This window comes from Dyadobacter tibetensis Y620-1, from assembly GCF_000566685.1.
Lineage (GTDB): Bacteria > Bacteroidota > Bacteroidia > Cytophagales > Spirosomataceae > Dyadobacter > Dyadobacter tibetensis.
On record NZ_AZQN01000002.1, the window covers coordinates 218774 to 236909 of the forward strand.

Annotated in this window: 12 protein-coding genes; 6 read left to right on the plus strand and 6 right to left on the minus strand. The window is 44.5% G+C overall.

Translation table 11 applies throughout. From position 1 onward, the window contains the following. Positions 1–38 precede the first annotated feature (38 nt). Together purE and X939_RS0104525 are read left to right on the plus strand one after the other, a co-directional pair. Positions 39–518 carry a 5-(carboxyamino)imidazole ribonucleotide mutase gene (purE, locus tag X939_RS0104520; RefSeq protein ID WP_025762076.1) on the plus strand — a complete coding sequence of 160 codons (480 nt, stop codon included), beginning with the start codon at positions 39–41 and terminating at the stop codon, positions 516–518. A gap of 69 nt (positions 519–587) precedes the next feature. Further along, positions 588–1196: a LysM peptidoglycan-binding domain-containing protein gene (locus tag X939_RS0104525; RefSeq protein ID WP_025762077.1), complete on the plus strand. Its 609-nt coding sequence runs from the start codon at positions 588–590 to the stop codon at positions 1194–1196. Positions 1197–1267: 71 nt separating this feature from the next. Here the strand turns inward: X939_RS0104525 and X939_RS0104530 are convergent, their stop codons facing one another. Both X939_RS0104530 and X939_RS0104535 read right to left on the minus strand, forming a co-directional pair. Then, the gene (locus X939_RS0104530; protein ID WP_025762078.1) at positions 1268–4144 is read right to left on the minus strand and encodes a TonB-dependent receptor; all 2877 of its coding nucleotides are present in this window, start codon (positions 4142–4144) and stop codon (positions 1268–1270) included. A 191-nt stretch (positions 4145–4335) separates the two neighbouring features. Further along, a complete protein-coding gene (locus X939_RS0104535) occupies positions 4336–7944 on the minus strand; it encodes a PAS domain S-box protein (RefSeq protein WP_025762079.1) in 3609 nt (1202 codons plus the stop codon). Between the two features lie 80 nt (positions 7945–8024). Here X939_RS0104535 and rsmA point away from each other — a divergent pair, with 80 nt between their 5' ends. Together rsmA and mgtE are read left to right on the plus strand one after the other, a co-directional pair. After that, the gene (gene rsmA / locus X939_RS0104540) at positions 8025–8852 is read left to right on the plus strand and encodes a 16S rRNA (adenine(1518)-N(6)/adenine(1519)-N(6))-dimethyltransferase RsmA (protein ID WP_025762080.1); all 828 of its coding nucleotides are present in this window, start codon (positions 8025–8027) and stop codon (positions 8850–8852) included. A gap of 32 nt (positions 8853–8884) precedes the next feature. Beyond that, positions 8885–10237 (plus strand): magnesium transporter, encoded by a 1353-nt coding sequence (mgtE, locus tag X939_RS0104545; RefSeq protein WP_025762081.1) that lies wholly within the window; start codon positions 8885–8887, stop codon positions 10235–10237. A 61-nt stretch (positions 10238–10298) separates the two neighbouring features. Here mgtE and X939_RS0104550 read toward each other — a convergent pair whose 3' ends face one another. Beyond that, a complete protein-coding gene (locus X939_RS0104550; RefSeq protein ID WP_025762082.1) occupies positions 10299–11723 on the minus strand; it encodes an L-serine ammonia-lyase in 1425 nt (474 codons plus the stop codon). A 156-nt stretch (positions 11724–11879) separates the two neighbouring features. Here X939_RS0104550 and dtd point away from each other — a divergent pair, with 156 nt between their 5' ends. Next, positions 11880–12332, plus strand: a complete 453-nt coding sequence (gene dtd, locus X939_RS0104555; RefSeq protein WP_025762083.1) for a D-aminoacyl-tRNA deacylase — start codon at positions 11880–11882, stop codon at positions 12330–12332. 2 nt (positions 12333–12334) lie between these two features. After that, a complete protein-coding gene (locus tag X939_RS0104560) occupies positions 12335–12661 on the plus strand; it encodes a nucleotide pyrophosphohydrolase (protein ID WP_025762084.1) in 327 nt (108 codons plus the stop codon). A gap of 50 nt (positions 12662–12711) precedes the next feature. On the opposite strand, the gene odhB is transcribed toward X939_RS0104560, so the two are convergent. From odhB to X939_RS0104575, 3 genes are all read right to left on the minus strand, one after another. After that, a complete protein-coding gene (gene odhB, locus X939_RS0104565; RefSeq protein ID WP_025762085.1) occupies positions 12712–14259 on the minus strand; it encodes a 2-oxoglutarate dehydrogenase complex dihydrolipoyllysine-residue succinyltransferase in 1548 nt (515 codons plus the stop codon). Between the two features lie 45 nt (positions 14260–14304). Then, the gene (locus tag X939_RS0104570; protein WP_025762086.1) at positions 14305–17067 is read right to left on the minus strand and encodes a 2-oxoglutarate dehydrogenase E1 component; all 2763 of its coding nucleotides are present in this window, start codon (positions 17065–17067) and stop codon (positions 14305–14307) included. Between the two features lie 111 nt (positions 17068–17178). After that, positions 17179–18078, minus strand: a complete 900-nt coding sequence (locus tag X939_RS0104575) for a PorP/SprF family type IX secretion system membrane protein (protein ID WP_229235994.1) — start codon at positions 18076–18078, stop codon at positions 17179–17181. Between the last annotated feature and the right edge of the window lie 58 nt (positions 18079–18136).

The window sequence follows — 18136 nt, forward strand, 5'->3', positions numbered from 1 at the left end:
AGCCGTGGCGTTCTCTGCAAAAACCTTTAAAATCTAATATGGTAGGAATTATCATGGGCAGCATTTCCGACAGGAAAGTAATGCAGGAAGCCGCAGAAGCACTGACAGAATTGAATATACCTTTCGAAATGGAAATCGTTTCGGCTCATCGTACTCCCGAGCGTATGCTGGAGTATGCTGCTACAGCACGTGAGCGAGGGTTGCAGGTTATCATCGCTGGTGCTGGTGGGGCTGCCCACCTTCCTGGTATGGTAGCAGCCGTTACTAGTCTTCCAGTGATCGGTGTTCCGGTACTGTCGAGCAATTCCATTGATGGTTGGGATTCGATCTTGTCCATTCTCCAAATGCCATCAGGGGTTCCCGTTGCTACTGTAGCCCTAAATGGGGCTCGAAATGCCGGAATCCTAGCGGCTCAGATTCTAGGCGCTTCCGATCCTGAAATTGGGAGTCGACTCGATGATTTTAAGCTCAATCTAAAGAAAAAAGTGGCTCTGATGAACGAGGAGTTGAAAAATTAACGTTGTGTAGTATAGATCATCGACTTTGAAGACTAACTATTCGTAATTTATTTAGAACAAAAGCACGCTATGGAAGACCAATTCCCAAAAAAAAGAAATATACGTCCGACTGAAAAATCTAATTTGCCGATTATCACGTTATCCGTATTGGTACTATTGGTTTTTGCCATATTGTACATTGGCTATGAATACATCTCAGATGATGCTTCTAGTTCCGAGGAACTCACTACAGTTGTAGTAGACTCAGAGGTCTCAAGGGAAGATGTAGATGATTTTGAAGCGGAGCAGAGCAATTCGCCGACGGTAAGTCCGGAGCCCAAAAAGGTAGAACCTGCCAAACCCACAGTCGCCAAAATCAGTAGTAGCTCTATTGGAGGTAAAACAATTTCCCATAAAGTTAAAAGTGGTGAAACCTGGACCAGTATTGCAGGCAGATACAACCTAAAACTGGAAACACTCCAGGGATTGAATTCAGAAACGACCAGTCTGAAAGCCAATATTACGACTTTGAACATTCAGGTAAAAGACATCCATACCGTAGGTCCGGGAGACGTCCTTAGAGTAGTAGCAGGCAAGTACGGTATCAGCAAAAGTGCCCTTATGCAAGCCAATGGTAAGACCAAGGATTACGCAGCAAGAGGTGAAAAACTCATTATCCCGTTTCCGTCAAAGAAATAACCAATGGCAAATCCAGTTGACTAATAGATCCCGGATCAGAAAGAGATCCGGGATCTATTTTTTTCATCTTCTCAGAACCTTCCTCCACCCTGGCGTCCTCCGCCTCCACCACCTTCACCACCCCAGTCACCACGACGACGCTCTGTGTTTTGTACGGGCATTTTGCCAAAATTACGTAGGGTATAGGTAAAGGTAAGCATCGCATACTGGGTCAATACGGTATTGGATAAGTCCTGAACGTAGGTTTCAGTGATGTCACGACTGATACTGTTATTCTGTTTAAGTATATCAAATACTGACAACTTCAATTCACCAGCATTATTTTTCAGGAACTTCTTGCCAATACTGGCATTCCATAAGGTAAAGTTCTGGTTAAACCCTTCTCCCAAACCTCGGTACGATTGATTATTAAAGTCGGTCCGGAACACAAAGCCATTCCCAAAAATCCAGTTGACTCCCCCAGTGATACCTTGGGTAAAGTAATTATTATTAAGATTGGGCTGAATGGTATTTCGTACGACATTATAATTGGCTGAATAGGACAGGGTAAAATCTACCTTCTCACTTATATTACTACTTAGCACTACCCCTTGACTTGCAGCATAGGTATTGGAGAAATTGGCTATGTTATTGACTAATCCAGGAGCTCTGGTGTAATTAAGACCGGTCGTAAGGTTGACATTCAACTTCAATTTCGAAACGGGTTTTCCATACGCAAAGAAACTGCGGGCGCTCCAGGTACCATCCATATTGACAGGCGCAGTGAGTTTCGATCCTTTTTCTAGAAACAATCCGTTGGGTAAAGTGGTGGGTTCCTGAGCTATAAAGGTTGAATTAACAATTGAATTATTGGTCTGAGTCACATATAACATGGCGTTGAAGCTAAAGGGAACATCGGCACCAGCCTTGGAGTAGCGCATGCTCAACATATTCCGGTACTCCTGCTTAAGGTCGGGATTTCCAGCGGTCAAAGCTAATGGGTTGCTGTTATTAACCACGTTTTGAAGCTGGGTAATAGAAGGTTGGTTTGTAGAACTTCTGAAAAAGGTGCGAAACTGCGTTCCTGATTTCGAGCGGTATATTAACATTAGATTAGGCAGAAAGTTGGTAAAAGACTGGTCTACCTTAGTATTATTGGGGGCCAGTTGCTCGCTGTACAGCCCAGTATTTTGAAAGTCAAGACCTATATTTGCCATCCAGCTACCCAGTCGATAGCGGTACCCCAATCCGGCACGATTGGTAATATACCGATTATCAAAATTATTGGTCAAAAGCGTATCCAACGAGGTATATCCCCCCATGTCAGGACTCATATTATAAGTGTCTTTCATGGAATTGCTGTTGGACAATGTCAGACCATAATTAACCTGGATCTGTCCATTCTCCCCTACTGGCTCCGTATAGTTCACATTTCCACCCAAGGATTTCCCATCGCTGGCCGTATAACTCCGTTGATCTATGGTGTCGCCGGGCATACGCGTGTTATCGAAGAATAAATTTTGAGAATATAACTCGTTATTTCCTGTTTTGTCGTTGATACGGGTATTCAAATTAACCGAAAAGGTTCTGCCACGCTTCTCAAAAGAATGACGCCATAAAATATTATTGGAGAAGTTATAACCATCATTAAGACTTAAGGAATTGGTCTTCGATTCATTTAGTCTGGTTCCATCGGCCAGGTCCGTGCGACCCGAACTGCTGCTACCCGACCGATTGTCCTGAAAACTCAGGTTAGGTGTCCATACAAATGAATTCTTCTCATTCATCTTGTATTCCAGACGCAGATCCAGACGATGATTACTGTTGGTTGATGAACTCAGATTATTATTATTGTAGAATTGATTATTTGAGCCGTCGCCAAGGAAGTATTCCTGTTGCATTATCTGATCGTTGGTATTACTAGTTCGGTTAAAGAAATAACTCCCGGAAAGTTCTACTTTATCGCTCAGTTTGTTGGAATAATTAAGGCCAAAGGAATTGGTACCCGTCAAGCCACTTTGATTTCCAACCAGGAAATTGCTACTACTATTTCCACCTCCTCCGCCTCGTCCTCCCCGACCACCGCCTGAAGAACTAGATACGCCGAGTAAATCCTGGCTGGAAAAGTTTTGCTGGTTAATATTATTGCTAAGACCAATAAGTGTAATGCGCTGATTTTTGTTGAAATAGCTAACATTACCTCCCGCCTGATAACGTTCATCCAGACCAGCTCCCGCATATACCTTGCCAAATTGCCCGTTCCGGCGGTCAGATTTCGTAACAATATTAATGGTTTTTTGACCACTTCCATCATCAAAGCCGGTAAACTGTGACTGGTCGCTAAGTTTATCAAAAACCTCTATTTTATCTACGATTTCAGCAGGAATGGTTTTTAGTGTCAAAGCAGCATCCTCTCCAAAAAAGGGCTTTCCATCGACTAATACTTTTGTTACTGTTTCTCCGTGCGCCGTAACAGTTCCATTTGTCACGGTGATCCCGGGCATTTTCTGGATAAGATCCTCCGTAGATGCATCAGGATTCGTTTTAAAAGCCGCAGCGTTAAACTGGGTGGTATCGCCTTTTTGTTCCATGGCCACCACCTGACCTATAACCTTAACTTCGTTAAGTTCTGAGGCGACTTCAGATAATAAAATCTTCCCCAGTTTTATAGAGCTGTTTTTCGTTGAAAAAAAACGCTGAATATCCTGATATCCCAGATAGGATATCTTAAGCTCATAGTCGGTTTGGGCAGAAAGTCCTCCGAACATAAATTGACCATCTTGATCGGTTGTAACATATACCGGTTTGGCGTTGGCAGCCTTTTGGGTGACGGACACGTAGGCACCTACAACGGCCGACTGCTGGGTGCTATCCACTACGGTTCCTGTCAAAGACAGCGTAGCGTTCTGAGAAACTGCTGGTATGGCCCATATACATAACAGGGCAACGATAGTAAGAAACTTGTTCATAAGGGGATTCTGGAATTGTTTCGCTGGTTAGAGGCAATACAGGTCCCAAAGTTTAACCCTATACGTACTTCATTTAAAGACAATCGATGAACAAGCCCTTTTAATCGACGAAACATCAATTATACCCGACCATTTTCTAGAAAAAAATAAAGATTTGGCCTACTCACAATTTTTTTATACCACTCAAAAGTCTACATCCAGGATTTTAATAAATCCTGATAGCTTTCCAAAAACAAATCATAGGCCTTCTTGAGTGCCGGCAGGGCTGTAGGTAGCGAACTTCTATCGTCCGACTTCAACAACCACTCTGCATCTCTGGCGATTTCTGCAAGCTGTGAGACACCTACAGTCCCTGCACTTCCTTTCAGAGTGTGCAAATGGCTCTTTACAGTAGCTATATCATCGGCTTCAAATGCGGCTAGCGACTCAGTAACGAGCTGCCCGGACTCCTCTACAAAATCCTCAAAAACAGAATAAACCAAATCACTACCTCCAATACTTTTCAATTGGTAGATAATTTCTTTGTCCAGAACTGGAATGGTGGGTTCGACCGGGACAGGCTTAGCAGAGGTTCCAGATTTTGGCCTCCCCTTATACCCTATCAGTTCTTTTACCTTCTGAATTAATAAATGCGCTCTGATGGGTTTAGCCAGGTAATCATCCATTCCTTTGCTTATAAATCGATCCCTATCTTCTTTCATGGAATAGGCCGTCATCGCCACAATGGGCGGCAGTGCCAACACCCGTTTCCTGATTTCCTGGGTGGCATGGACTCCATCCATATCCGGCATCTGGATGTCCATAAATATGACATCATACATTTTTTCCTGCCCCTTATGTCTCTGTTCAACCATTTCTATCGCCCTAAAGCCACTTTCGGCAAGTTCCACTATGCAGCCACTCTTTTTCAGAATTTCCATGGCCACTTTCCTATTCACGGCATTGTCGTCCACCAGCAGGATAAGTGGACTGACCTCGGAAAGTACCATATCGATCGGTTGATTGTCTTCGCTTTCTGCACTGGCAACCAAGGCTCCAGTCGTGATCTCTGCCACAAAAGTAAACCAAAAAGTACTCCCCTCTCCTATCACCGATTCCACTCCAATCTCGCCTTTCATCATGGCTGCCAGTTGTTTGCTGATCGAAAGCCCTAGCCCAGTACCGCCAAAGGATTTCTTGGAGGAATTATCTAGCTGGGTGAAAGAGGTAAAGAGTATTTGTTTATCGGTGGCGCTAATGCCTATTCCAGAGTCTTTAACTTCAACCTTGATTTTGGCATTGTCTCCATCTCTCTCCACGAGGGATAAATTTACTTCGACGGTTCCCTTTTCAGTAAATTTTAGTGCATTGCTGGTGAGGTTCGACATTATTTGCAGCAAACGCGTTTGATCGGCCATCAGGAATGGAGGTACATCCGGCCCGATCTGATAGGACAGAGTATTTCCTTTGCTTTTGGCAGCCTGACCAAATAATGAAACCAGTTTGAGCAATAACTCCTGAACTGAAAGAGGGGCATGATGAAGCGCCATTTTGCCGGCTTCTATTTTGGATAGATCCAAAATATCATTCAAAATAGTCAATAAGGTTTCAGAAGACCTTTTGATGGTCATAACAAAATCGCGCTGTTCTTCGTTTAGTTCCGATTCACCTAACAGATCGATCATCCCAATTATTCCATTCATAGGGGTTCTGATCTCATGGCTCATATTGGCAAGGAAGCCTTCTTTGACCTTGAGCGAGTGTTCGGCATGCTCTTTGGCCTTGAGCAGCTCCAGTTCATTGCGCTTGAGTTCGGTAATGTCGCGCGCTAATACTGCTACTTCAGCCGTATGCCCTTTGTCATTCACAAACATCAACATATTGATCATAAACTGGCGTTCAGTACCATCTTTCCGGTTCATTGAAATTTCGAAATTCCTGAGACTTTTCGTCCTTCGAAGCCGGAACAGGGCGGAATGTATGCGCTTTTTATCGGAAAAGAACTCCGTCATTTTATGACCAATTACCTCTTCGGGTAGATATCCCAAACGTTTCAAAATCGATTGACTTACCATGGTAATCCTTCCTTCCCGATCTATACGGCAATAGATATCCTGCAAATTTTCAAATATCCCCCGGAAAAGTTCCTCTGAATGACGAAGGGATAGCTCCGCTTCCTTTCTACGGGTAATGTCCCGGGCAATTCCAGATACTTCCTCTATAACCCCCTCGGCGTAGCGGATCGGATTCAGGTAAAATTCCAACCACATATCTGGGCCATTATTACTATCAATCTTAAATTCGAAATACTGGGGCTCTCCCCGTAAGGCTTGCCGATACTTCGATTCCAGAATCCGGCGGTTAGCATTCCCGACCATGCGCCAGCCAAATTTTTCTGGAGTTACCTGCAAAGTAGGGCGTATACCGATCTGTTTTTGTATCAGATCGGCATAATTGCTGTTAAATGAGGTCAGTTGTAGTGATTTGTTAACTGACCATATAAGGTGTGAGCTACTATCGAATATCGCATTAAGGCGTGCTACATAGCGGCTGAGTTCCTCCTCGCTTTGTTTTCGAGCAATGGCCAATGCCACCTGCCCGGAGATAAATTCCAGAAGTTCCAGGTCTCTGGCATCAAACATTTTCGGATCATCGTAAGACTTCACGCCAATAATGCCTGTCACCCGATCTCCTATCCGCAAGGGTACGCAAAGCAACTGCCTGGGAGTAACGCCATATAGATATAGGCTATTCGTTTTGGCCAACTGCTCTATATCTCCATCCGAAAGAAAAAGGGGCCGGTTAGAAGCAATAGCATATTCCGTAAGTCCATTTCCTAATCGGCGCCGGGTAAAACGGACATTCCCTTTAAAATACTGATCTACGTAATAGGGAAAATAGAGATAACTCTTATTCGGATCGTAAAGGGCTATAAAAAAGTTCTTTACGTCAATAATTTTCCCTAGCTCCTCGTGAATAGCATGGTAGAAATCGTAAAGATTTTGGGTATTGACCGTCCAGTTAGCAATGCTGTAATACAGATTTTGCGCTTTTTCTGCCCGTATTTTTTCGGTATAGTCATTTAAGATGCAACGGTAAGCAGTGGGCTTGCCATTATCAAATCGACAATTTACGCTACCTCTTACGAAGACTTTTTTTCCCTTTTTAGATTGAAAAACTGCTTCAAAATCGGGTTTCGATTTGCCTTCCCTTATTTCCTCGAGCTGCAAATTCACCTCGGTAAAATGTTGGGGATGAATGATATCACTCATCTGCATAGAAGCGATTTCATCTACACCATAACCTAAAACCTCCCTCCAGGCTTTATTCACAAAGATAAATTTACCATCCATGGCCACAAGCTGAATCAAGTCACTCGTATTGTCAACAAGATCCTGCAGCTGCGAATTGGATTTGGTAATAGACGATTCCATGCGGCGACGTCTTGTGATGTCGTCTCCAATCAAGGTGATCCCCAGCATTCTCTTACCCTGAGTCTGAATAAGCACTGAATTGATAGAAAAGGTACGAACCGTCCCTTTTTTCGCTAAAAAAGGAATTTCTCTTTTTTCCAGTTTACGCTTCCCCTGAAAACCTTCTTCAAGCATTTGTCTGATTTCGTATTCATCTTCCTTGGGCACCAGACTCTCGAATATACTCCGCCCGATCAGTTCCTGCTCCTCCCATCCTGTTTTTGCCAGGGTATGAGAACTTACGCTCTGAATTTCGAATTCGGGGGTAATCGTTATCCCGATCAGGTTCAGATGTTGTAGCGTCGCATGAAGGGTTTGCCAGTTGGTATGTGAGGATATCAGTTCCATAAATGATGTTGTCTTCAGATTTTAATGTTGATCGCAGGCATTATTCGCTAAATCTACAAATTAAGGCTTAATTTTGAATCGTGAAGACAAATTATAAAAAACATAACGACGGGAAAGTTCGCGCCAAGAAGCACTTGGGCCAACACTTTCTAAAAGATCAGCATATTGCTCAACAGATAGTCGATGGACTCTCTAGCCATATGTCCTACGATAAGGTACTGGAAATAGGCCCCGGAATGGGGGTTCTTACGAAGCTCCTGCTGGAAAAGCCGCAGTACGAAACTTATGTAATCGAGATAGACAGGGATTCAGTGGCCTATCTAAAGTTACATTACCCTGGTCTCACACCCAATATCATAGAAGGTGATTTCTTGAAATATCAGACGGAAACCGTTTTTGATAAGCCATTTGCTATCATCGGAAACTTCCCCTATAATATTTCGTCTCAAATCTTTTTCAGGGCTCTGCAAATCCGCGATCAGATTCCTGAAATTGTGTGCATGCTCCAAAAAGAAGTTGCTGTAAGAATTGCTTCTGCTCCCGGCAATAAGGACTATGGTATTCTAAGTGTTTTGCTACAGGCCTTTTACGACATCGACTACCTGGTCTCCGTTCCTCCGGGCGCCTTCGACCCTCCCCCTAAGGTTCAATCGGGTGTGATTAGACTCCGTAGAAATAACATAAAAAATTTGGACTGTGAAGAAAAGTTATTTTTCACTGTCGTAAAAACGGCGTTTAATCAGCGTAGAAAAACCCTGAAAAATGCCCTTAAACCACTGGCCGACCTCCCGGAACATCCATTGCTGACACTTAGGGCGGAACGATTGGGCGTTGCAGAATTTGTTACCTTAACTCAAATGGTAGCCGCTGCACAGAAGGAAAAAGAAGCTACCCAGAACCTTCAGTGAATAAAAAAATTAATGCCTAACAGCCATCACTTATGAATTTTGAGTTAACACGTGAATATGTAGAACATATAGAAGAACTGGTAGAGCAGAAAAACCGGACCGCCATTCGGGCTGAAATGGAAGAATGGTACCCTGCTGATATCACCAATCTGCTCATCGAGCTGGAAACTGAACCTGCCAAATTTCTGCTTACCAATCTGGATGTGTCGACCGGGGCTGAAATTCTGGCCGATCTGGATCCTCATGACAGGCGAGAGTTTCTGAAACACTTTACCTCTGAAGAAATCTCCAGGTATGTGAACCTCTTTGACTCAGATGATGCCGTAGATTTGCTAAACGAGCAGCCCATCCGCATCCGTGAAGAGGTTATTGCCCTTCTGGAGGATCGGGAACAAGCTCGCTTCATTCTGGACCTACTCCATTACGACGAAGATGTGGCTGGAGGCCTTATGCAAAAGGAACTCGTTAAGGCCAACGTAAATTGGAATGTAAATGAAACCATAGAAGAATTACGGAAGCAGGCCGAGGATGTTGGACGGGTATATACAGTTTATGTTGTCGACGATAACGGAAAATTGTTGGGCACTTTATCTCTGAAAAAAATAGTTCTAGCCCACAAAAATACCAAAGTTGAGAGTCTCTATGAAAAAGATGTTATCTACGTAGAGACCTATCGCCCTGCCGAGGAAGTGGCCGAACTCATGCAGCGGTATGACCTTGACGCCCTCCCAGTAGTAAATGTACAAGGCAAACTATTGGGACGCATTACGATTGATGACGTTGTGGATTTTATTACGGAGCAGGCAAGTTCCGACACCAAGGCCATGGCTGGTATTACCGGAGATGTGGAGGTGGATGACACCATATGGGAGCAAACCAAAGCTCGTCTTCCCTGGTTACTAGTAGGTATGATGGGGGGGATTTTGGCGGCAAAATTTATCAGTTTTTTCGAAGGTGACCTAAAAATTGTACCCGCCATGGCAGCTTTCATTCCCATCATAGGCTCAACAGGAGGAAATGTCGGAATTCAGACGTCCTCCATCATCCTTCAAAGCCTGGCCGACAAATCGGGGATGGATGATAGTCTTGGCCAACGCCTGATCAGGATGTTTGCCGTGGCTTTTATCAATGGATTTATTATCAGCTGTATCGTTTTTGGATTTAACCTGTTAATAGGAAATGAGATGCGCCTAGCGCTGGTCGTTTCCTCTGCCCTGATGTCTGTAGTATTTCTGGCGTCCTTTATGGGAACGGTAACTCCCATCTTTCTGGATAAAATTGGTATCAATCCCGCCGTTGCTTCAGGGCCTTTTATCACTACGGCAAACGACTTGATCGGCTATGCGGTGTACTTCGGATTGGCCCATTTATTACTCAACCTATAACCAACTTCCATTTCAGGGGCTTTCATGGTACTGAGGCACCTGAAATGGAGTTAATTTCATCCTAACAATCGCTCAGGCTAATAGGGATACGGAGAGCCAGTCCGCCTTCGGAGGTCTCTTTGTAGCGGTGATGCATGTCCTGGGCCGTCTCCCACATTGTTTGCACCACATGGTCTAACGATACCTTTGCGTCACCCGGTTCTCCTTGCAAGGCGAGCTGACTCGCGGTAATGGCTTTAATAGCGCCCATAGTATTACGTTCGATACAGGGAATTTGAACCAGCCCACCAATGGGGTCGCAAGTCAGGCCCAGATGATGCTCCATGGCAATTTCGGCCGCTTCCATACATTGCTCCACGGAGCCCCCAAGTACTTGAGTCAGTCCGGCAGCAGCCATTGCCGACGATACACCTATTTCAGCCTGGCAACCACCCATAGCTGCCGATATGGTAGCGCCTTTCTTAAAGATACTTCCTATGACCCCAGCGGTCAGTAAAAACTTCACGACAGACGCTTCGTCCCCCTCACAAAATATCATATAGTACTGGAGCACTGCCGGTATAACACCTGCCGCTCCATTAGTGGGTGCTGTAACTACCCGGCTAAAAGATGCATTCTCTTCATTAACGGCCAAGGCAAAACAGTTGACCCAGTCCAGGGTATAATGAAATCCATTCCCCTCCTGGGTAATTAAACTCAGCCATTGCTCATAATCTTGTGCTGGCTTCTGATGCAATAATTTATTACTTAATGCAGCAGCACGTCTCTTCACCTGAAGCCCTCCTGGAAGAATACCCGAATTCCTACAACCGGCAAAGATACTTTCGGTCATCACCTTCCAAATATGAAGCAAACCTGCACGCACCTCCTGTTCCTCTCTCCAGCAGCACTCGTTGGCCATTACCAATTCCCAAATAGATAGTTGGGAGCCCTTACAATGGGATAAAAGATCTGACCCTGTATCTACAGGGTATGGCAATTGGAAATCAGGGGAGGTTATGACCTCTTCATGTTCCTGAATCACGAATCCTCCGCCTATGGAAAAATATACCCGCTCGTGCGTGGCCCCATTAGCGAGGTTCACTCTGAAACGTAGGGCATTGGGGTGAAAGGCCAGGGACTCCTTAAAAAGAAAGACGATATCATTTTTATAATCGAAAGGGATACGATGCATCCCCTTCAGTTCTAAATGTTTCTGTTCTTTTATTTCCGATATATATGTGCCAATCTGTTGACAATCTATTAAGATGGGGTCATGTCCCGACAAGCCTAGTGCTACGGCCTGATCGGTACCATGCCCAATACCGGTTTTAGCCAGGGAACCATACAAGAGTACCTGAATGCTCTTCACTTCGGTCAGCCAGTCCTTCTGATCAAGTTCATCAAGGAATTTTTCAGCGGCTCGCCATGGCCCCAGCGTGTGAGAGCTCGAAGGGCCTACCCCTATTTTGAATATATCAAAAACCGAAATTTGCTCATCCGTCATTTTTAAAGTCAATCAAAATGGAAATTATAAACGTTACGAATATAGTCTTTTTTCATTCAGTTCCGGGTGCTGAAGGCATTTTAAGAAAACAATCATGAAACCTCCAGCTTTTGCTTAGATTTGTCAGAACAACAGATATTAATCCTAAATTAAATAATGATTGCAGTAGTTCAGCGCGTTGCGGAGGCCCAGGTTACCATAGCAGGAGAGAAAGTAGGGCACATAGGGAAAGGACTTTTGATCCTTTTGGGGATTACCCATGAGGATTCAGAAGAGGACGTCCAATGGTTAGGTAAAAAGATTGTAGGGATGAGAATATTCAGTGATTCAGATGGAAAAATGAATCTGGACCTTAACAGCGTCGCAGGGAAGATTTTATTAGTTAGTCAATTCACCTTGCATGCGAGTACAAAAAAAGGAAATCGGCCATCTTTTATTGAGGCTGCACATCCCGACCAGGCTATTCCCTTATATGAATCTATGAAAAATTACCTATCGACTGTTTTGGGCCAGGAAATTGCCTGCGGAAAATTTGGAGCGGATATGCAAGTAGCTCTGATCAACGACGGCCCCGTAACCATTCTTATTGACTCTAAAAACAGAATATAAATATGACTCTGGAACAAGCTCAAGCAACCGTAGACGAATGGATTAAGACCTATGGCGTTCGCTATTTTTCTGAATTAACCAATATGACCATACTGACCGAGGAGGTTGGGGAACTGGCAAGGATAATGGCCAGGACTTACGGGGATCAGTCCTTCAAAGAGTCTGACAGAAATAAAGATCTGGGCGATGAAATGGCTGATGTGCTATGGGTGCTTATTTGTCTCGCAAACCAAACAGGAATAAACCTCACAGAGGCATTTGAAAAGAATATGGCGAAGAAAACCAGTCGAGACAAGGACAGGCATTGGGAGAATGATAAGCTAAAATAGGTAGCTTATAATCATTGAAGGCTGCCAAAGTCTGGCAGCCTTCAAAAATATTACATATCTAATAGTAATCTGGTAGGATCCTCCAGAAGTTGCTTAACGCGCACTAAGAAGGATACAGAATCCTTTCCATCAATGATCCGGTGGTCATATGAAAGTGCCAGGTACATGATGGGGCGAACGACGATCTCACCATTTACCACCACTGCTCTTTCAACTATATTATGCATTCCTAAAATCGCTGACTGAGGGGCATTGATAATTGGAGTAGAGAGCATAGAACCAAATATTCCGCCATTGGTAATAGTGAAAGTACCTCCGGACATTTCGTCCAGTCCTAACTTACCATCCCGAGCTCTAACGGCCAGACGTACAATTTCTTTTTCTACACCAGCGAATGATAAATTTTCGGCATTGCGAATAACAGGGACTACCAGCCCGCGAGGGGTGGATACGGCAACGGAAATGTCGGCATAATCGTTATATACCAATTCTTCGCCATCCATATATGCGTTCACTACCGGGAAGTCTTTCAAGGCCACCGATACGGCTTTCACAAAAAATGACATAAAGCCAAGCCCCACCTCATGTTTCTCTTTAAACTTATCCTTGAACTTACCTCTCAGATCCATAACCGGCTTCATATCTACCTCATTAAAGGTAGTTAGCATGGCTGTTTCACTTTTTACGGCTACCAGACGCCTAGCGATAGTTTTGCGTAGTGAGGACATTTTCTCGCGACGCTGACCACGGTTTCCGTTGGTAGCGGCAACCGGAGCAGGGGCTGATTTAGGAGCTGGGGCGCTCGCAGGTTGTGCGGGTTTGGATCCAGCCTTGAGGGCGTCTTCCTTAGTTACCCGGCCACCTGCACCAGAACCATCTACATCTTTAGGATCGATACCCTTTTCCGCCAAAATTTTAGCGGCTACAGGAGAAGTATGTTTTTCAGAAAACCCTTTTTCTGATGAAGTTGATGATGTTTGAGCAGCTTCCGATTTATCGGAAGAAGAGGTAACAGCAGCTCCGGCACCTTGCTCAATCACGCAGATTACGTCGCCAATAGCCAGGGTATCTCCCTCCTGACCTACAATGCGTAAAACACCCTGCGCTTCAGCAGGAAGCTCGAAGGTAGCCTTATCAGATTCCAGCTCGCAAAGGATCTCATCAAGCTGCACCTGATCGCCATCCTGTTTATTCCAAGACGCTATGGTCACTTCCGTAATGGATTCTCCTACGGAAGGAACTTTCATCTCATAGTTTTTTGGGGCTGCCGTCGCTTTTGGGGCTTCGGCTACTGGTGCGTCGCTAACTTCCACTTTAGACTCCTCTTTCGATTCGCTGGGAGCAGAAGACGCTCCATCGGCCGATTTATCGATGGTCGCTATCAGATCGCCGATATTTAACGTATCGCCTTCTTGTGCCTTAATGTGCAAAATCCCTTCTGCTTCAGCAGTGAGTTCAAAGGTCGCTTTGTCGGAGTCCAAGCCACAGATCACCTCATCCAACTTCACAAATTCGCCATCGTTCTTAAACCAGTTTCCTATAGTTACCTCGGTAATAGATTCGCCTACCGGCGGTACTTTTATTTCTATTTCAGCCATTGTTACGCTATCTCGTTATCGTAGTTAGTGTCTTAAATATATAAATTATGCTTCAAAAGCGCGATTAATTATTTCTTCTTGCTCCTTAGCATGGATTTTAGAAAATCCTGTAGATGGTGAAGCACTGGACTCCCTGGCAATCACCTGAAGTGGCTCAGGCCCTACATACATCCGGAGCATAAAGGTCCAACCTCCCATGTTAAAGGGCTCTTCCTGAACCCAATACATCTTGGCATTCTTATACTGTGCCATATGCGCATCGATCTGCTTTTGCGGGAAAGGATGCATTTGTTCCAGACGAATAATGGCTATATCATCTCTTTTATCTTCCTGTTGCTTCTGGAATAATTCATAATAAATTTTTCCGGTACAAAGCAATACCTTGGTGACCTTGGCCGGGTCGGCATAGGAATCTCCTATGGTTTCTTGGAAGCGACCATTCACCAACTCATCTATAGGAGACATACATAAGGGATGACGCAACATTGACTTGGGAGACATTACCACCAATGGCTTACGGAATGGGAAATGCAACTGACGACGCATCAGGTGGAAGAAATTGGCAGGTGTAGTAACGTTGGCAACAATCAGATTGTAGTTCGCACACAGCTGTAAATATCTTTCCGGACGAGCATTGGAGTGCTCCGGCCCCTGCCCCTCATATCCATGGGGAAGAAGCATAACCAATCCTGTCCAACGATCCCATTTGGTTTCGCTGGATGTAACAAACTGGTCGATGGTAACCTGCGCACCATTGGCAAAATCACCAAACTGAGCTTCCCATATAACCAAAGCATTCGGATTGGCCATTGAATAACCAAATTCAAAACCTAGTACGCCATACTCTGAAAGAAGCGAGTTATAGATCATAAATCTTCCCTGATCCTCCTGTATATGGCTTAGGCTGTTATAAGCCTCATTGGTCTCCACATCTTTCAATACGGCATGACGATGTGAGAAGGTCCCCCTCTGCACATCCTGTCCGCTGAGCCTGACAATGTTACCTTCTGTCAGGATGGAGCCGTATGCGAGGAGTTCAGCAGCAGCCCAGTTAACCTGCTTTTTCTTAAAGATCATCTGTTCGCGATCTTTCAGTAGCTTATCTATCTGCTTAAGTCGATTAAAACCATCGGGAGTCTTAATAAGAGCCTTGCCTATACGCTCCAATACCTCTAAAGGAACACCGGTATCGGGTGACTGTTCGAAGTCTTCGGGTCGGGATTTGCGTAAGGAATGCCATTCCTGCTCCAATTTGGGCAGAGTATAAGGCAATGCCTTTTGTTTTACCATGTCCAATCTTTCCTGAAGAAGCTGCTTGAATTCCTTGTCCATATTATGGGCAAGCTTCGCGTCTACATCTCCCCGATCGGCCAATGTTTTTTGATAAATCTCTCTAGGATTTTGATGTCCATCGATCGCTTTATATAAAACTGGTTGGGTAAATTTAGGCTCATCAGCCTCATTATGGCCATGGCGACGATAGCACACCATGTCAATAAATATATCTTTATTAAATTTCTGACGATATTCTACCGCTAGGCGCATACAGAATACCACAGCCTCAGGATCATCACCATTGACGTGCAATACGGGCGCATCAACGATTTTGGCAATATCAGTACAATAAATGCTAGACCGTGCGTCGCTGAAGTCGGTGGTGAAACCGACCTGGTTGTTTATTACAAAGTGTATGGTACCGCCTGTATAGTATCCCTTCAACCCAGACATCTGGGTTACTTCATATACTATGCCCTGTCCTGCCACTGCAGCATCGCCGTGAATCAGAATAGGTAGTACTCTGTCATAATCGCTATCATACATACCGTCGGCCCGAGCACGAACATAGCCTTCCACTACAGGATTTACAGCCTCCAGGTGCGATGGATTGGGGGCTAACTTCAAATGAACCTTATGCCCGTCGGCAGTGGTGATCTGGCTATCGAAACCCATATGGTATTTCACATCCCCATCTCCCCAAACTTGGTCCGGCATATTACCCTCAAATTCATTGAATATCTGACCATAGGTCTTCTGCATGATATTCGCAAGTACGTTGAGACGTCCCCTATGAGCCATCCCAATCATCACTTCCACAATACCCATTTTAGCAGCCGTATTGATCATTGCATCCAAAGCTGGTATGGTAGTCTCCCCACCTTCCAGTGAAAAGCGTTTCTGACCCAGATACTTTGTATGTAAGAAGTTTTCAAAAACTACAGCCTCATTGAGTTTAGAAAGAATATGTTTTTTCTCATCAATGGTAAAATTCATATCCAGGGCTTCTTTCTCGATCTTCCGGCGCAACCATCCCTTTTGCTCACGATCACGAATATATAAATACTCGAAACCAATATTTTTAGTATAAATAATGGTGAGAGAATCTACAATTTCCCGGAGTGTGGCCGGTCGCCCAAACACCTCAATACCCGCCTCAAATACCGTATCCAGGTCGCCTTCGCCAAGATTAAAATCGGCGATGTCGAGCTGGGGTTTACGATCCTTTCGTTTTTGAATAGGGTTGGTAGTGGCCAATAAGTGCCCCCTAGATCGAAAACCGCGAATGAGATGGACTACTTCCATTTCCTTTCTGGTTTGCGAAGGATCGCTGGGTTTAGCAATAGTGGCAACACCATTGGAGGTGCCATTCACTGGCGCTGAGCCTGTTGCGGGATACTTCTGGGAAAACTCGAACCCTTCAAAAAATTTCTGCCAACCTGCATCTACAGAGGCCGGATCTTGCTTATAGGAATTATATAAATTCTCAATGTAAGCGCCTTCGGAATTTGCTATATACGTGTATTTTTCCATCACCAATGTGATTATTGCTTTTGACCGACAAAGTTAAGAGAGTTATGCTTACAACGAGCAAAAAATCTCCATTTTACCCAGCTAAAAATGATATTAATTAAAAAACAAAATTTAAAATTTTTGAAAGCCGACTGGCGAAGGTGTAAACTTCAACATCAACTCATGTATTCCCTTAGGCCCCTGAGCCGAGATATACTGCTGTTCCGCCTGGCGACTGTTATAATTATAACCTAAGCGTACATTGGGGCCTACCTGAACTTCTCCAGATATCTGAAAATAATTAACCGCTTCGCTGCTATACGCTGGCTTACCACCCATTCGATACGACAGGCCCAGCCCCACTTTCTGATGAACCCAAAGTTTGCCTCCCAAATCGACCCGAAAGCTTCTGCTTTTCTCCTGCACCATAAGTACGTAAGGCAATAACAGCAGCTCGTCTCCTAAGTCATAGCTTCCTCCTACAGTCATATACAGGGGCCGGCGGTACAAAGCAGCTACGCGTTGCGAACCGAAATTCTGATTGAGTATTTCTGGTTTGGAAAGGCCGAAATATAAATGGTCAGAGTACAACCAAGCACCCAGTCCAAAACTTCCATAAGCGCGGTTGTTACCTAGGTTACTAACATCTACAATAGGCAAAACATTAATACCTCCTTGACCTCCCAAAGAAAGCTTCCAGTTGGAGGCCACTGGCATATGGTAAGCTAATGAACCGTAAAATCCTGTGGTTGTAAAATAACTGGTCTGGTCGTTGAGTGCTTGAAATCCAATTCCCCAACGCCCATTGGCAGTTAGCCCATCAGCAGCGAAAGTTTGGCTGGAAGGAGAGTTCCGGATGGTAAACCATTTTCTTCGAAAAATGGCAGTCATATTAAAATCACCTCGTACCCCGGTAAAAGCCGGATTGATGGCCATAGGATTTTGAACATACTGCTCAAACATCACTTCCCTTTGGCCATAGGTCTCCGTGAGTGATCCTAGTAACAGTATCAAACCTAGTATTTTCTTCATAAATGGTGTTAATCCAATCTGCATCAATAATGGTGACGAGCAAAGTAAAGCCCCTCCC

Excerpts from the sequence above, each read along its gene's own strand:
- X939_RS0104530 (WP_025762078.1), bottom strand. The coding sequence starts at position 4,144 with ATGAACAAGTTTCTTACTATCGTTGCCCTGTTATGTATATGGGCCATA.
- mgtE (WP_025762081.1), top strand. The coding sequence starts at position 8,885 with ATGAATTTTGAGTTAACACGTGAATATGTAGAACATATAGAAGAACTG.
- X939_RS0104575 (WP_229235994.1), bottom strand. The coding sequence starts at position 18,078 with ATGAAGAAAATACTAGGTTTGATACTGTTACTAGGATCACTCACGGAG.
- purE (WP_025762076.1), top strand. The coding sequence starts at position 39 with ATGGTAGGAATTATCATGGGCAGCATTTCCGACAGGAAAGTAATGCAG.
- X939_RS0104560 (WP_025762084.1), top strand. The coding sequence starts at position 12,335 with ATGACTCTGGAACAAGCTCAAGCAACCGTAGACGAATGGATTAAGACC.
- X939_RS0104550 (WP_025762082.1), bottom strand. The coding sequence starts at position 11,723 with ATGACGGATGAGCAAATTTCGGTTTTTGATATATTCAAAATAGGGGTA.
- X939_RS0104570 (WP_025762086.1), bottom strand. The coding sequence starts at position 17,067 with ATGGAAAAATACACGTATATAGCAAATTCCGAAGGCGCTTACATTGAG.
- X939_RS0104535 (WP_025762079.1), bottom strand. The coding sequence starts at position 7,944 with ATGGAACTGATATCCTCACATACCAACTGGCAAACCCTTCATGCGACG.
- odhB (WP_025762085.1), bottom strand. The coding sequence starts at position 14,259 with ATGGCTGAAATAGAAATAAAAGTACCGCCGGTAGGCGAATCTATTACC.
- dtd (WP_025762083.1), top strand. The coding sequence starts at position 11,880 with ATGATTGCAGTAGTTCAGCGCGTTGCGGAGGCCCAGGTTACCATAGCA.
- X939_RS0104525 (WP_025762077.1), top strand. The coding sequence starts at position 588 with ATGGAAGACCAATTCCCAAAAAAAAGAAATATACGTCCGACTGAAAAA.